General features: G+C 69.0%; 11 protein-coding genes. All 11 read right to left on the reverse strand.

Annotated features, from left to right (window positions below):
* Positions 1-101: 101 nt before the first annotated feature.
* The 11 genes from chvE to araB all read right to left on the reverse strand — a co-directional run bounded on the left by chvE (position 102) and on the right by araB (position 16,073).
* Entirely contained in the window at positions 102-1,244 is a 1,143-nt protein-coding gene (gene chvE, locus AB0N27_RS28075) for a multiple monosaccharide ABC transporter substrate-binding protein (RefSeq protein WP_364376091.1), read from the reverse strand.
* 303 nt (positions 1,245-1,547) lie between these two features.
* A complete protein-coding gene (locus AB0N27_RS28080) occupies positions 1,548-3,194 on the reverse strand; it encodes a ricin-type beta-trefoil lectin domain protein (protein ID WP_364376094.1) in 1,647 nt (548 codons plus the stop codon).
* A gap of 243 nt (positions 3,195-3,437) precedes the next feature.
* Positions 3,438-4,424, reverse strand: a complete 987-nt coding sequence (locus AB0N27_RS28085) for a LacI family DNA-binding transcriptional regulator (protein ID WP_364376097.1) — start codon at positions 4,422-4,424, stop codon at positions 3,438-3,440.
* 416 nt (positions 4,425-4,840) lie between these two features.
* Entirely contained in the window at positions 4,841-6,934 is a 2,094-nt protein-coding gene (locus AB0N27_RS28090) for a family 43 glycosylhydrolase (RefSeq protein WP_364376100.1), read from the reverse strand.
* A 337-nt stretch (positions 6,935-7,271) separates the two neighbouring features.
* A complete protein-coding gene (gene araA / locus AB0N27_RS28095; protein WP_364376103.1) occupies positions 7,272-8,774 on the reverse strand; it encodes an L-arabinose isomerase in 1,503 nt (500 codons plus the stop codon).
* A 26-nt stretch (positions 8,775-8,800) separates the two neighbouring features.
* Positions 8,801-9,790 (reverse strand): galactofuranose ABC transporter, permease protein YjfF, encoded by a 990-nt coding sequence (yjfF, locus tag AB0N27_RS28100; protein ID WP_364376106.1) that lies wholly within the window; start codon positions 9,788-9,790, stop codon positions 8,801-8,803.
* Positions 9,787-10,857: an ABC transporter permease gene (locus AB0N27_RS28105; protein WP_364376109.1), complete on the reverse strand. Its 1,071-nt coding sequence runs from the start codon at positions 10,855-10,857 to the stop codon at positions 9,787-9,789. The genes yjfF and AB0N27_RS28105 overlap by 4 nt, the downstream gene beginning before the upstream one ends.
* A complete protein-coding gene (locus tag AB0N27_RS28110) occupies positions 10,854-12,395 on the reverse strand; it encodes a sugar ABC transporter ATP-binding protein (RefSeq protein ID WP_364376112.1) in 1,542 nt (513 codons plus the stop codon). Before AB0N27_RS28110 ends, AB0N27_RS28105 begins: the two co-directional genes overlap by 4 nt.
* A 188-nt stretch (positions 12,396-12,583) precedes the next feature.
* Complete coding sequence (locus tag AB0N27_RS28115) at positions 12,584-13,576, reverse strand: ABC transporter substrate-binding protein (RefSeq protein ID WP_364376115.1); 993 nt, start codon at positions 13,574-13,576, stop codon at positions 12,584-12,586.
* A 128-nt stretch (positions 13,577-13,704) separates the two neighbouring features.
* The gene (locus AB0N27_RS28120) at positions 13,705-14,397 is read right to left on the reverse strand and encodes an L-ribulose-5-phosphate 4-epimerase (protein ID WP_364376118.1); all 693 of its coding nucleotides are present in this window, start codon (positions 14,395-14,397) and stop codon (positions 13,705-13,707) included.
* Positions 14,394-16,073 (reverse strand): ribulokinase, encoded by a 1,680-nt coding sequence (gene araB, locus AB0N27_RS28125; protein ID WP_364376121.1) that lies wholly within the window; start codon positions 16,071-16,073, stop codon positions 14,394-14,396. Before araB ends, AB0N27_RS28120 begins: the two co-directional genes overlap by 4 nt.
* Positions 16,074-16,374 lie beyond the last annotated feature (301 nt).

The raw sequence follows: 16,374 nt of genomic DNA on the forward strand, positions 1-16,374 counted from the left end.
GCCGTCGGTGGGGCCGCCCTTGGCCCCGCCCCCCGGGCCGGGGGGCCCGCCGCCCCCCCGGCCGGCGGCCCCCCCGCCCCCCGGGGGCCCCCACGACGGGCTTACTTCTTGGCCTGACCGGCGGCGACCTCGTCCGCCGTCCAGTAGCCGGAGTCGATCAGCGTAGCCTTGATGTCGTCCTTGTAGACGGTCGCGATCGGCAGCAGGTACGCCGGGACGACCTTGACGCCGTTGTCGTACGTCTTCGTGTCGTTGGCCTGCGGCTGCTTCTTCTGCAGGAACGCCTCGGCCGCGTTCACGGCCTGCTCGGCGAGCAGACGGGTGTCCTTGAAGACCGTGGAGTTCTGCACGCCGTCGTTGATCAGCTTGATCGAGGCGATCTCCGCGTCCTGGCCGGTGACCACCGGGATCTTCTTGCTGGCGCTGCCGTAGCCGGCGTTCTGCAGGGCGGTGATGATGCCCCGGGAGATGCCGTCGTAGGGCGACAGCACGCCGTCGACCTTGGCGCCGTCGTTGTAGCTGGAGGTGAGCAGGTCCTCCATGCGCTTCTGCGCGGTCTCCTGCTGCCACCGCAGGATGGCGACCTGCTCGATCTTGGTCTGGCCCGACTTGACCTTCAGCGTGCCAGCATCGATGAACGGCTTCAGCGTGTCCATCGCGCCGCCGAAGAAGTACTGCGTGTTGTTGTCGTCGAGCGAACCGGCGAACAGCTCGACGTTGAACGGACCCTTGGCCGTGCCCTTCGAGCCGTCCTTGTTCTGCAGGCCGAGACCGACGAGCAGGGAGGTGGCCTGGGCGACGCCGACCTTGTAGTTGTCGAAGCTGACGTAGAAGTCGACGTTCTTGCTGCCGCGGATCAGCCGGTCGTACGAGATGACCGGGATCTTCGCGTCGGCGGCGGCCTGCAGCTGGCTGTTGAGAGCCGTGCCGTCGATCGCGGCGATGACCAGGACGTCGGCGCCCTGGGTGATCATCTGGTCGACCTGCTGGGACTGGGTGGGGATGTCGTCTCCGGCGTACTGGAGCTCGACCTTGTAGCCCTTGGCCTCCAGCTTCTGCTTCACGGCGTTGCCGTCGGCGATCCACCGCTCGGAGGTCTGGGTCGGCATCGAGACGCCGATGGTCAGGTCGGCGGGCTTGTCCCCGCTCTTGTCGCCACCACTGCCGGCGCCCTCGCCACTGCATGCCGCCAGGCTTAGCGCCAGCGCCGCGCTGCCGAGAGCAACCAGGAATCTCCTGCCCACGGGCCTCTCCTCTCTGGACTCCCCCGCCGAGTGCCGGGGCCAACTGTCACCTTTCGGGTAGTGTTAGCGCTCACATAGGGTGCGTCAACACTTGATCCGAAATACCGGTGTCACGGTCTCGTAACGGAGGCGTCCGCGCAAGAGCGACTTCGGCGCCGACCGACGCGAAGCGCAGGTCGGCGAGGCGCACGCGGGGCCCGCACAGAGCGGTGCCCGCGGACGACGTCGTCGTCCGCGGGCACCCCGCACCGCCGGAGGATCAGGTGGACCGCCGGGGCCCGGTCGGCCGGCGGACCCGACCGGCTACCGCCGCGTCCACCGTTGGTTCGCCGCCGCGGTGCAGGTCCAGAGGATCACCGTGGTGCCGTTGGCCGTGCCGTTGTTGTTGACGTCCAGGCAGAGCCCGGACTGCGCGGCGCTGATCGTGCCGTTGGTGTTGATGCTCCACCGCTGGTTGGCCCCACCGTTGCAGTCCCAGATCTGCACCTTGGCGCCGGCCGTGGCGTTGAGCGGAGCGTCCAGACACTTGCCGAGGGACTGCAGGGCCTGCCCGTTGACCGTCCAGCTCTGGTTGGCGGCGCCGTTGCAGTCCCAGATGACCGGCTGGGTGCCGTTTGTCGTGTTGCTGTTCGGGACGTCCAGGCAGCGACCGGAGGAGACGCTGGCGAGGGCGCTGGACGTGGTGGGGGGCGGGGTCGTGGTGCCGCCACCGCTGACCCGGTACACCACAGTGCCGTGCGCGGGGACGCTGGCGCTGATGGTCCCGCTGCTGGAGCTGGTGCCGCCGGTCCACGCGTCGACAAGCGTGAACGACGTACCGGACTTGCCGACCGCCGCGGCCGTGGTCGAGATCGTCGTCGTCGAGGAGCCCTGGTTGAGCAGGGCGACGGCGACGTCACCGTTGGCGAGCCGCTTGGCCAGCACCCGACGCGTACCGTCGAACGACACAGGCGTCCCCTGCAACCCGAGGGAGTCCTGGTTGATCGCGATCAGGTTGGCGTTCTTGAGGATTGTCTGCGTCGCGGCGTTCATGTTCCGCACGTCGTTGCCCGCGATCAGCGGAGACGCCATGATCGCCCACATCGCGAAGTGGCTGCGCATCTCCGTGTCGTTCATGCCGCCGCGACCGACCTCCATCATGTCCGGGTCGTTGAACCCACCCGGGCGCGCGTACGAGGCCAGCGGAACCGTCACGTTGATGATGTTCTGGATGCCCATCGGGTAGCCGTTGGTCTGGCCGGTGTCCCACGCGTTGGTGATGTCCTCGGTGGTCCGCCACATGTTCGCCACGTCGCCCCAGTTGCGCTGCGGGCCGGTCTTGGCGTGGATGCTGTTCGGGTTGATGCTGTACACGATCGGTCGCCCGGTGGCCGCCAGCGCGTCCCGCATCTTGGCGAAGGTGGCCACCTGGTCGTTGATGCTGCCCTCCGGCGAGCACCAGTCGTACTTGAGGAAGTCGACACCCCAGGCGGCGAACTGGCGGGCGTCCTGCACCTCGTGGCCCCGGCTGCCGGTGGCGCCCGGGTAGGAGTTGAAGTACTGCGCGCAGGTCTTGTCGACAGGCACCTGGTACAGACCGAACTTCAGGCCCCGGGCGTGCAGGTAGTCGCCGAGCGCCTTCATCCCGCTGGGGAACCGCGTCGGATCCCCCTGGATGTTGCCGGAGGAGTCCCGGTTCGGGTTGAACCAGCAATCGTCGACGACTACGTACTCGTAGCCCAGATCCCGCATTCCGCTGTTGACTATCGCGTCGGCGGACTGGCGGATCAGCCCCTCGTTGATGTTGCAGCCGAACGAGTTCCAGGAGTTCCAACCCATCGGAGGTGTGCGGGCCACCCCGTTGTCCAACGCCTGCGCCGCCGGGGCGCGCAGGCCGACGAGGGCGCCGGCCAGCAGTAGTCCCGCCGCCAGTACGCTTCCCCACCGACGACCTCGGGTGATGCGGTTCATCGAGCCTCCTTGTCGGTGGCGCCCGCCCCGCGACCGGGATCGCTGACCCGTGGACTGATAGCCGGACACCAATGTTGTTAACGCTAACAGAGACGGGCATCATGTTACGGCGGGATTTCAGGTCGTTCAATACCTGCGCCACATCGAATCGTCATACGTCGATCGAGTGGGTTGACCCCTCATCGACGGACGCCATAGCGGCACGATGGCCGACCCGAATACGGGCACACCGCCCGGGCGCGGTCAGGCGGGCGGTGGGGCGACGCTGGCGCGGGCGACCAGGGCCGGGGCGATGGTCTGCCGCAACGCCCCGCCGGTGCCCGACTCGATCTGCCTCAGCAGCAGCTGCAGGCTCGCCCGCGCCACCGCGTCGAAGTCCGGTCGGACGGTGGTCAACGGCGGAATGAAGTACGCGGCCTCCGGCACGTCGTCGAAGCCGACGACACTGATGTCGTCCGGCACGCGCCTACCGAACTCGTGCAGAGCCCGCAGCACGCCCAACGCGAGATGGTCGTTGGCGGTGAAGACCGCGGTCACCTCCGGCATCCGCGCGAGCATCTGCCCACAGCGGTAACCCGACGCGGCCGACCAGTCGCCGTGCATCAGCGGCGGCGGGTCGATCCCGGCGGCCACCAACGCCTCACGCCAGCCGTCGACCCGGCCGACGCTGTCGAACCAGTCCGACGGCCCGGAGACGTGCCAGACGGTGCGGTGCCCCGCGTCGAGCAGGTGCTGCGTCGCCGCCCGGGCACCCGCCACCTGGTCGACTGTCACAAGCGGCACCGGCCGGCTCGGATCGCCGTCGACAGTGACCAACGGGACGTCCTGGGGCAGGCGTTCCAGCGCCTCACCGGCCGATTCGACGGGCGCGATGACCACGATGCCGGCGACGCGGTGCGACAGGTGCCGCTCGACGGCCGCGGAGATGGACCGGTGGTCCAGGTTGCGGACGCTGCCCACGCTGACCGCGAAACCCTCCGCCGCCGCGGTCTGCTCCAACGCGGCAAGCAGTGAGGCCGGACCGTAGAGCGTCGTGTTCTGGGCGACCACACCGATGACCTGCGACCGGCCGGTCACCAGCGCCCGTGCCGCGCCGTTCGGGCGGTAGCCGAGTTCGGCGATCGCCGCGCGCACCCGCAGCCGGGTCTGCTCGCGGACGTTGGGGTGCCCGTTGAGCACCCGCGACACCGTCTGATGGGAGACACCGGCGAGACGAGCGACGTCCGTCATCGCGGGACCGTGGACGGCCATTTAACTCCCCCCGCTACGTCTCCGGCCCGCAGCCCGTCGACGTCGACTGGAGCGGCCCGGCCCGATCCCCTCGCTCAGCCACCACGCCGGTGCTGAATCCCAGGTGACCAGCGCTGGATCGCCGACAGTCTACGCCAGCGAAGGCCTCCGACACGGTTCGGCCATGCGGCGCGGACGGAAGGTCCGAGCTGGCCGTGCGCCGGGCTTCCCGTCGTCGCACACGGCATCCCGGCCCCGCGCCCCGACCGGCAACGGAAGCGCCGGCCCGCTCCACGCCCCTGGAAAGGGCGGGGAGCAGGCCGGCGACTGTGTGACGCGGTGCCGTGGACCGCACCCGGCGCACGGGGCGCAGGGCCGTCCTCGTGACCTGTCGACCGATCAGTGTGTGACTGGTGTCACGGAGTCGTCAGGTCGAATCGGCGCACCGTGACGGCACCACCGAGCGCCTGTGTGGCGTGGTTGAAGATGGCGAACCGGTAGCCCATGAAGAACTGCCAGTTGTTCGCCAGGGTCAGGGCGTTGCCGAACGAGGTGAAGTTGACCCCGTCGGTGCTGTACGAGAAACGGGCCTGCCGGCCGGAGCCGGGTCTGATGTCGGCGTTGGCGCGCAACCAGATCCGGCCACCGGAGACGGCTGTGCTCGCCACCTCGCTGCCGGTGCTGGTGGTGTTCCAGCTGTCGTCCATCGTCAGGCCGTTCTGCATGACCAGACGCGTGGAGCCGTTGTCCCGCCGTACCCCGATCCAGGCCGACGAGTTGCGCAGCACCGCCAGGCCGGTGCGGTCGCCGTCGCGCATCGTGGAGTAGTCCAACTCGATGGTGGCGGTGGAGGTCGGACCCTGGATGCGGTGCGTCAACGTGTTGCGCGCCTTGTAGAGGTCGCCGGTGACGGTAGCCGTCTGCAGGTTGAGCCCGTTGTTCACCGACCACTTGCTGTTGTCGGGGTTGTGGTTCCACTCCCACTGCGGGCCGAGGGTGGTGCCGGCGAACGTGTCGCTGCCGGTGAGTGGCTTCACCGCGCGCGGCGGCGCCGGCAGGTTCGGCTTCGGGTACGAGGTGCCCCACGCGCCGTTGACCGTCTGGAGCACTGGCCAACCGTCGCCGGTCCAGGTGATCGGGGCCATGGCCGGCATCCGACCACCGGGGTACGCGTCGACGAAGGACATGTAGTACCAGTCGCCGTTCTGGGTCTGCACCAGCCCGCCCTGGTGCGGCACGCCGCCACCGGAGATCGGGCCGGGCAGGTTGAGCAGCACCTGACGCTGCTCGTACGGGCCGAAGGGACCGTTCGTCGACTTCAGCACGTACTGACCGTTGGCCGGGCGGGTGAGCCAGATGTAGTAGGCGCCGTTGCGCTTGTAGAAGCGCGCGCCCTCCAGCGTCCCGATGCTCGACGGCGTCTGGTACACCTGCTGGGCGCGGACCTGCGACTTCCCGTCGGCGGACAGCTGCGCCACGCTGATGGTGCCGTTGCCGTACGCCACGTACATGGTGTCGTTGTCGTCGATCAGCATCCCGGCGTCGTAGTAGCAGTTGGGGATGGTGGTGTGCTTGCTCCACGTGCCGTCGACGGCGGACGCGGTGTAGATGTGGGTCTGCGCGAAGTCGATGCACCCGGCCCAGTAGTACGTCTTGTTGCTCGGCCGGTAGTTCAACGTCGACGCCCAGATCCCGTCGACGTACGCGTTGCCACCGCTCATGTCGTACTTCGACCCGAACTCGAGGCGGGGTACGGAGTGCCCGGCGAACTCCCAGTTCACCAGGTCGTACGAGCGCAGCACCGGCGCGCCCGGGGAGTAGTGCATGGTGGACGCCGACATGTAGTAGGCGTTGTCCACCCGGATGATGTCGACGTCGGCGAAGTCCTGCCAGATGACCGGGTTGGTGTAGGTGCCGCTCGACGGCGGCGGGTTGCTGCCGCCTACGGGGACGAGCTGCCACTGCTGGTTGCTGCCGCCCCAGTCGTCGTACTGCACGATGTTGCCGCCGTCGGCGGTCGAGGCGCCCTGCACCTCCATCGCCTTGTTGCTGTTGCGGTTGATCAACCGGATGTAGCCGCTGTCCGAGTCGGCCAGCCGGAACTGCTGGTTGGTCCCGTTGCCGTCCGCCCACTGCACGATCGAGGCGCCGTTCGCTGTGGAGAAGTTGTAGACGTCGAGCACCTTGCCCGAGTGCCGCGACTTGAGCCGGTAGTAGCCACCGCCGGAGTCGACGAACTGCCACTGCTGCCAGGCGCCGTCGTTACGCGACCACTGGGTGATCCGCGCGCCGTCGTTTGTCGCCTGGTTGTACACGTCCAGAGCTTTGCCGCTGTTGCGGTTGACCAACACGTACCACGCGTTGGTGTCCACAGTCGCCGCCGACGCGGCCGTGGGTGCGACGGCCGCGACCGCGCCGCCCACCAGCACCGCCGCCGCTGCGGCCACGAGCCGCGACATCCACCCGCGCCGGCGTGGCGCACCGCGGGGAACCCGACCGATGGAAAGCATGATCCTCCTCTGCTGACGCGAACCGAGCGGTCTGGGTCGGCGTCCGCGGCGCCGGGCGGGGCACCGAGCTGACCAGGACCCGATCATGTGATCGCTAACACCGATCGCCTGACGGTTGCGGCGCGGAACTGCCGGAACCGAGGGGCGAGGACGCATGCCGGGCCGGACCAACCGAAGACATCGACCATCTTGGCTATAGACTGTGAGCGATAACATGGTCTTAGTCAAGGCGTAACACAGTCGACCCCCGGTCGTGCTGCGGACGCGCGAACGGTGGCCCGCCCCAGCCCTCAGGCAGGGACGGGCCACCCGTCAAGAGGCGCTCCGGAGGCGTCGGTCAGAAGCCGCGAGCCAACCGGTAGTAGGCCTGGTTCCACCGGATCTCGTCGGCGAAGCGACGGGGCCGGGTGTCGGCGTCGATGACCACCAGCTCGGTGCGGCTCATCTCGGCCAGGTCGTGCAGCTCCTCCACACCCACCGCCTGGGACAGCACCGTGTGGTGCGGCGCGCCGGCGGTGATCCACGCCTCCGCCGAGCCGGGCAGGTCGGGGCGCGGCCGCCAGACCGCGCGGGCCACCGGCAGCCGGCGCAACGGCTGCGGCGGCGCGACCACGTCGATCTCGTTGGCCACCAGCCGGAAGCGCTCCCCCATGTCGGCCAGACCGAGCACCACCGCCGGGCCGGGCGCGGCGTCGAAGACGAGCCGGACCGGATCCTCCCGCCCACCGATGCTCAACGGGTGGATCTCCACGTTCGGCACGTCCGACGCGATGGTCGGGCAGACCTCCAGCATGTGGGCGCCCAACACCAGTTCCTCGCCGGGGGTCAGGTCGTAGGTGTAGTCCTCCATGAACGACGTACCGCCGTCCACGCCCACCGACATCGCCTTGAGGGTGTGCACCAGCACGGAGGTCTTCCAGTCGCCCTCGCCACCGAAGCCGTACCCGTCGGCCATCAGCCGCTGTACGGCGATGCCGGGCAGCTGACGCAGGCCGCCGAGGTCCTCGAAGTTGGTGGTGAAGGCGCGGAACCCGCCCTCGTCCAGGAAGGCACGCATGCCCAGCTCCAGCCGGGCCGCGTACCGCAGGGAGTCGTGCTGCTCGCCGCCCGCGACCAGACTCGGCACCACCCGGTAGGTGTCCTCGTACTCCTTGACCAGCTCGTCCACCTGCGCGTCGGTGACCTGACCGACCACCTCGACCAGGTCGTTGACGCCGTAGGTGTTGACCGACACCCCGAACCGCAGCTCCGCCTCGACCTTGTCGCCCTCGGTCACCGCCACGTCGCGCATGTTGTCGCCGAAACGGGCCAGGCGCAGCGACCGCATCGCCGACCAACCGAGCGCCGCGCGGGCCCACGCCCCGACCCGGGCGCTCACCCGCGGGTCGCTGACGTGCCCGGCCACCGTCTTGCGGGCCACACCGAGACGGGTCTGGATGTACCCGAACTCCCGGTCGCCGTGGGCGGCCTGGTTCAGGTTCATGAAGTCCATGTCGATGTCGTTCCACGGCAACAGGACGTTTGCCTGCGTGTGCAGGTGCAGCAACGGCGTCTGCAACGCGTCGAGACCGGCGATCCACATCTTCGCCGGCGAGAACGTGTGCATCCAGGCGATGACCCCGATGGCGCCCTGGGCGGCGGCGTCCCGACAGACCTGCAGGATCTCACCGCTGTTGGTCAGGACGGGCTTCCAGACCACCCGGGCCGGAATCTGCGGCGAGTCGTCGAGCGCGGCCGCGATCTGACGGGACTGCTCGGCGACCTGCCGGAGCGTCTCCTCGCCGTACATGCCCTGGCTGCCGGTGAGGAACCAGATCTCGGGTGCGGTGTGTGGTGCCATGGAGTTGCCTTCCGCGAGAGGGGCGGTCACTTGTAACGGATTCCGATGAGGCGCTGAAGGAGGATGAACGCGAAGAGCAGACCGCCGATCACGATCTTGGTCCACCAGGAGTTGAGACTCCCGTCGAAGGTGATGAGGGTCTGGATCACGCCCAGGACCAGGACGCCGAGCACCGTGCCGAAGACGTAACCCGCGCCGCCGGTGAGCACCGTGCCACCGATGACGACGGCGGCGATGACGTCCAGCTCCATCCCGACGGCGATCAGCGGCGCGCCGGAGAGGGTGTAGAAGGACAGCAGGATCCCGCCGATGGCCGAGCACAGACCACTGATCGTGTAGACGGCGATCCTGGTCCGTCCCACCGGCAGACCCATCAGAAGGGCCGACTGGGGGTTGCCGCCGATGGCGTACACGTTGCGCCCCAGCCGGGTGTAGGCCAGCACGTACGCGGCGACGGCGACCACGACGAAGGCGATCAACACGCTGATCGAGACGAAGTTGCCCCGGGGATCGCCGATCCGTTCCTGCGACATCCTGGTCCAGAACCCGTCAGTGATCGGGATCGACGAGCCCGAGATGAACGTGCACATCCCCCGGGCGAAGAACATCCCGGCGAGCGTGACGATGAACGGCTGGATGTCGAAGAAGTGGATGGCGCAGCCCATCAGCAGGCCGAGCGTCGGCCCGATGAGCAGGGCGATGACGAGCACCAGGGCCGCCGGTAGGCCCTCCTGGAGCAGCCAGGCCGACACCATCGCCGTCATCGCGACGACGGACCCGACCGACAGGTCGATGCCGCCGGTGAGGATCACGAAGGTCATCCCGATCGCGACCACGAGCAGGAAACCGTTGTCGATGAAGACGTTGAAGATGACCTGCACGTTGGAGAACGCCGTGTACTGCGAGACGCCGATGCCGTACATCACCAGCAGCAGGGCGAGCGTCGCCAGGACCGGTATCTGCCTCCTCGGCACCCGGAACCGGGTACGGCCGGGGGTGAGCAATCCAGTGGTCATGCCGGCACCTGCTCCTTCGGCTTGTCGGCGATGGCGGCGGGCGGCGGTGCGGTACGCCTGCGGCGACTGAACCGGGCCCGGAAGGCCGGCGCCTGGATGAGGCAGACGGCGATGACGACCACCGCTTTGAACAGCAGCGAGGTCTGCGGTGAGATGTCCATGGCGTACACGGTGGTGGTCAGCGTCTGGATGATCAGCGCGCCGATGATCGTGCCGCTGAGGAAGAACCGGCCACCGGCGAGGGACGTACCGCCGATGACGACGGCGAGGATGGCGTCCAGCTCCACCCAGAGGCCCACCGCGTTGCCGTCGGCACTCGAGACGTTGGCAGTCATCATGAAACCGGCGATCGCGGCGCAGGCGGCGCTGAGCACGTACGCGAGGAAGATGACCCGGCCGGAGCGGATGCCCGCCAACCGGCTCGCCTCGGCGTTACCGCCCACCGACTCGACGATCATCCCGAGGGCGGTACGCCGTGTGAACGCGGCGACGAGAAGTGCCGCGGCGAGGGCGATGAAGATGGCGAGCGGCAGGGTGAGCAGGTGGCCCAGCCCGATCGCCCGGAACGGCTCCGAGTTGATGGTGATGATCTGGCCCTGGGTGATCAGCTGGGCGAGACCCCGGCCGGCCACCATCAGGATCAGGGTGGCGATGATCGGCTGGATCCCGATCACGGCCACCAGCACCCCGTTCCAGGCGCCGAGCACGAGCGCGACCCCCAACGCCATCGCGAGGGCCGTCAGCACCACGACGAGGCTGTTCTGGTCGGACTGCTTGCTGATGTACATGCAGGCGATCGCGCCGCTGATCGCACAGACCGACCCCACCGACAGGTCGATGCCGCCGGTCGAGATGACCAGGGTCATTCCCAGCGCGACGAGGATCAGCGGCGCGCTCAACCGCAGGATGTCGATCGGCGAGCCGTACAGGTGCCCGTCCTTGAGCTCGATGGACAGGAACCCGGGGCGGTAGATGGTGTTCGCGGCGAGCATGACGAACAGCACGGCGGCGGGCCAGAACAGCCGGTGACCGGTAATCGTCCGGTAGCGGCTCATTGTGGCGTTCATCGGTCTGCCTCCTCCCGGTGGGATCCGCTGGCGATGGTCTGCATGATGCGGTCGGCGTCGAGGCTGTCGTCGTTGGCGAGCTGCGCGACCATCTGCCGGTCCCGCATCACCGCCACCTTGTGGCTGAGGCGCAGCACCTCCTCCAGCTCGGCGGAGATGAACAGCACGGCCATGCCACCGTCGGACAGCTGCGTCACGAGTTTCTGGATCTCGGTCTTCGCGCCGATGTCGATGCCCCGGGTCGGCTCGTCGAGGATCAGCAGCCGTGGCTCGGTGATCAGCCAGCGGGCCAGCAGCACCTTCTGCTGGTTGCCGCCGGACAGGTTGCGGACCGGCACCTCCGGGTCCGCCGGCCGGATGTTGAGGGCCTTGACGTACCTGTCGACCAGCTCGTCCTGGCGGCGACGCGGAATGGGCCTCAGCCAGCCACGGGCCGCCTGCATGGCGAGGATCATGTTCTCGCGGACCGACAGGTCGGCGACGATGCCCTCCGCGCGGCGGTTCTCCGAACAGAAGCCGACGCCGTGGTCGATGGCCTGGGCGGGAGTACGCAGGCTGCTCGCCGTGCCGTCGATCGCGACCTGACCGCCGTCGGTCCGGTCGGCGCCGAACAGCAGCCGCGCCACCTCGGTACGCCCCGAACCCAGCAGGCCGGCCAGACCCACCACCTCACCGGCGTGGATGGTGAGGCTGAACGGCTCGACAGCGCCCGCCCGACCGAAGTTCGACACCGCCACCAGGGGGGTGCCCTCCTCCAGCGCGGCCAGGTCCCGGCGGGAGTGCTCCTCGATGCCCTCCAGGGCGTCGAGTTCCTTGCCGATCATCTTCTCCACCAGGGAGAGCTGGGGCAGCTCGGTGGTGAGGTACTCGCCGACGAGCCCGCCGTTGCGCAGCACGGTGATCCGGTCGGCGATCTCGTAGACCTGGTCGAGGAAGTGGGTCACGAACAGGATGGCGATGCCCTCGTCGCGCAGTTGCCGCATGATGCGGAACAGCTGCGCCACCTCGCCGGCGTCGAGGCTCGACGTCGGCTCGTCCAGGATCAGGACCCGCGCCTTGATGTCGATGGCGCGGGCGATGGCGACCATCTGCTGGATCGCCAGGGAGTACGAGCCGAGCGGCGCGCTGACGTCGAGGTCGAGGTCGAGGCGGGCCAGCAGGGCGCGGGCGCGACGGCGGACCTCAGCCCAGTGGACCGCGCCGAGGCGCCGAGGCTCACGGCCGATGAAGATGTTCTCCGCCACCGAGAGGTTGGTGCAGAGGTTGACCTCCTGGAAGACGGTGCTCACCCCGGCGGCGGTCGCCTGCATCGGCCCGGTGAACGACACGGAGTCACCGTCGAGGGTGATCGCGCCCGCGTCGGTGTCGTAGACGCCGGTCAGCACCTTGATGAGGGTCGACTTGCCGGCGCCGTTCTCGCCCATCAGGGCGTGCACCTCGCCGGGGAAGAGCCGGAAGTTGACGTCGTGGAGTGCGCGCACCCCTGGGAAGGACTTGCTGATCCCGGTCATCGTCAGGACCGGACGGCTATCCGTCATCCCATCAGACCTCTTCTGGGTTGTCGGCACGGAGAGGCCGCTACGCTCCCGCGGCGCCCGCCCGGTCGTCCCTGGGGGTCGCTCGGGCGGGCAGGGTACGGGGGTGGTCGCGGGCCAGGCCCGGTCCGTTACGGGTATGGGAGCGACGCGGCGGGGCCGCCGCGCGAACGCGGCGACCCCGTCGTCGATCAGTACTTGCGGTTGGGCAGGGCCTCCTTGGCCTGCTCCTGGGTGAAGGTGGTCTCCTCGGTCTCGATCCGAGCAGGCACCTCCTCGCCCGCGTGGACCTTCTTGGCCAGGTCCATCAGCTGCGGGCCGAGCAGCGGGCTGCACTCCGCGATGAAGTTGAACTTCCCGTCGGCGAGCGCCTGCATGCCGTCCTTGACGGCGTCGACGGTGATGATGGTGATGTCCTTGCCGGGCACCTTGCCGGCGGCGGTGATCGCCTCGAGCGCGCCCAGGCCCATGTCGTCGTTGTGCGCGAACAGCACGTCGATCTTCGGGTTGGCCTTGAGGAACTGCTCCATGACCTGCTTGCCGCCCGCCCGGGTGAAGTCACCCGGCTGAGAGGCGATGATCTTCAGGTTCGGGTTGACGGCGATCGCCTCGCCGAAGCCCTTCTTGCGGTCGTTGGCCGGGGCCGCGCCGGTGTTGCCCTGCAACTCCACGATGTTGACCGGGCCGGTGGCGCCCTTCTTCTGCTCGACCAGCCACTCGCCGGCGAGGCGGCCCTCCTTGACGAAGTCCGAGCCGAGGAACGTCTTGTACAGGCTCTTGTCGGCCGAATCCACCGAGCGGTCGGTCAGGATGACCGGGATGCCGGCGTCCTTGGCCTCCTTGAGCACCGTGTCCCATCCGGACTCCACCACCGGCGAGAAGGCGATCACGTCCACCTTCTGCTGGATGTAGTTGCGGATCGCCTTGATCTGGTTTTCCTGCTTCTGCTGCGCGTCGTCGAACTTCAGGTCGATACCCGCGGCGGCAGCGGACTCCTTGATCGAGGTGGTGTTCGCCGTACGCCACCCGCTCTCCGCACCGACCTGCGAGAAGCCCAGCGTGATCTTGCCGTCGTCCTTGGACCCGCCGCCGCCGGTGTCGCTGTTGCCGCAGGCCGCCACGCCGCCGACGAGCAGCACGCTGGCGAGGACCGCGATGACGCGCTGCGTTCGCAACTTTCTCATCAGTTCTCCTTGGCTGGGTGTGGTGGGTGACCGCGCCAACCGCCGAGGTGCGGAAGCGGCGTACGCGGGTGGTGCGTGCTGGTGCGTCGTGGTGCAGACCGGCAGGATCCCGGATGACCGGTGGACGGTCAGGAACCCGCCGGTGCGACTGGTTGTTGACCGTAGACGTTCTGGTAACGGTCATAAAGAGCATCGATGTCCGCCTGCGCCATCGGCACCGGCTGCCCGAGCGTGCGGGCGAGGTGTGCGGTACGGGCCACGTCCTCGCACATGACCGCCGCCTTGACCGCTGCGCGGGCGTCCCGCCCGATGGTGAACACGCCGTGGTTGCGCATCAGCACCGCGGGTGAGCGGTGCCCGGCGAGCGTGGCGACGATGCCCTTGCCGATGTCGTCGCCGCCGATCAACGCGAACGGGCCGATCGGGATCTCCCCGCCGAACTCGTCGGCCTGCGCGGTGAGGTGGCAGGGGATCGACTCCCCGCACGCGGCCCAGGCGGTCGCGTACGAGCTGTGCGTGTGCACGACCCCGCCGACGTCCGGCATGGCCCGGTAGACGTAGGCGTGCGCGGCGGTGTCGCTGGAGGGGGCGAAGTCCCCCTCGACGAGTACGCCGTCGAGGTCGCACAGCACCATCGTGTCCGCGGTGAGGTCGTCGTAGCTCACCCCGCTCGGCTTGATCACCATCAGGTCGTGGCCGGGGACCCGCGCGGAGACGTTCCCGGACGTCCAGGCGACCAGGTTGTACCGGGTCAACTCGGCGTGCAGCCGGGCGACGGTCTCACGCAGAGCGCCGATCTGTCGACTCACCTCGGCGTTCACGCCACCACCTCCAGCGCGGTCCCATGCGCGGGGGCGGTGCCGACCGCGGCGTTCCGGATCGCCCGAAGGCGGAGCATCACGTCGTCGCCGCCGCGTCCGAAGTGGTCGTGCAGCGCCCGGTACTCGGCGTAGAGGGCGTCATAGGCGCGCGCCCGCTCCGGGTCCGGCCGGTAGACGGCCTCGTGCACCCGGCCCATCGCCTGTGCTGCCTCGTGGATCGACGGGTACTCGCCGGCGGCGACGGCGGCGTGGATCGCCGAGCCGAGCGCCGGCCCCTGGGCGGAGGCGATGATGTTCAGGGGTCGCCTGGTCACGTCGGCGTAGATCTGCATCAGCAGCGCGTTGTTGGTGAGGCCACCGGCGATCACCAGGTCGTTCACGGTGACTCCGGCCTCGACGAACGCCTCGATGATCATCCGCGTGCCGAAGGCGGTGGACTCCAGCAGCGCCCGGTAGATGTCAGGCGGCCGGGTGGCCAGAGTCATGCCGACGATCATCCCGCTGAGGTCGTGGTTGACAAGCAGGGAACGGTTGCCGTTCCACCAGTCCAGCGCGATCAGACCGTGCGCGCCAACCGGTTGGCTCGCGGCCAGCTCGGTGAGGCGTTCGTGCGAGTCGACGCCGGCCGGGGCCGCGTGCTCGACGAACCAGCCGAAGATGTCACCGACTCCGCTCTGGCCGGCCTCGTAACCCCAGGCGCCCGGGCTGATACCGCCGTCGACGACCCCGCACATCCCGGCCACCTCGGCGACCTGGGTGCCGTTGACCACGTGGCAGGTGGACGTACCCATGATGGCGACCAGGCGGCCGGGCTCCACGGCCTGCGCGGCCGCCGCCGTGACGTGCGCGTCGACGTTGCCCACGGCCACCGCGATCCCCTCCGGCAGGCCGGTCCACGCCGCGGCCTCGGCGGTCAACGCGCCGGCGCGCGCCCCGAGGGGCAGCAGCGGACCGTCCAGCTTGGCCACGAAGTCGCCGAAGTCCGGGTTGAGCGCGGTCAGGAAGCCCTCGGAGGGATAGGTGCCGTCCTGGAGGATTCCCTTGTAACCGGCAGTGCAGACGTTGCGGGTCTCGGTGCCGCTGAGTTGCCAGACGATCCAGTCGGCCGCTTCGACGAAACGCTCGGCCCGGTGGTAGACCTCCGGGTCCTCCTCCAGCATCTGCAGGCCCTTGGCGAACTGCCACTCGGCGGAGATCTTGCCGCCGTACCTGCCGATCCACGGCTCGGCCCGCTCGTGGGCGAGCGCGTTGATCCGGTCGGCGTGCGGCTGCGCGGCGTGGTGCTTCCACAGCTTCACCCAGGCGTGCGGCCTGTCGCGAAGCTCGGCGGTCTCGCACAGCGGAGTGCCGTCCGCGAGGGTCGGCAGCACCGTGCAGGCGGTGAAGTCGATGCCGATGCCGACCACCGCCGCCGGGTCCACCCCCGCTGCGGCCAGCGCCGCCGGGACGGCGTACCGCAGCACGTCGCGGTAGTCCTCGGGGTTCTGCAGGGCCCAGTCCGGGGGAAGCGGTCGACCTCCCGGAAGCGCCGTGCTGATGACTCCGTCGCCGTACTCGTGCACCGCGGTCCCCAGTTCGGCACCATCACCGACGCGAACCACCAGAGCTCGTCCGGACAGGGTGCCGAAGTCGACACCGACGACATAGCGGTCGTCAGCTCCGTCCACACGGTTCATGTTCACCTCCACCGTTAACGGGGATAGTGTTAACGCTCACATCCAGCGTCGTCAAGACATCTGACCGCAACAGCTACGTAACGGAACGACAGGGCCGGATCGACTCGGGCGCGTTGATACCGGAACGGTGCAAAACACTCGATCCCGGCGCCCGCCGCGGACGCCGGACGAGGGGCCGGTCGCCGGCCGGCGACCGGACGGGCGGGCCGTCGGCGGGCCGGACGACGAGCGCAGCGTCCCCGCACAGCCGCGCGAGGACCATCCAGTCACGACGCCCGGCACCGGCACCGGCGATGTCAGC

This window comes from Micromonospora sp. NPDC093244 (genome assembly GCF_040683695.1).
Taxonomy (GTDB): domain Bacteria; phylum Actinomycetota; class Actinomycetes; order Mycobacteriales; family Micromonosporaceae; genus Micromonospora.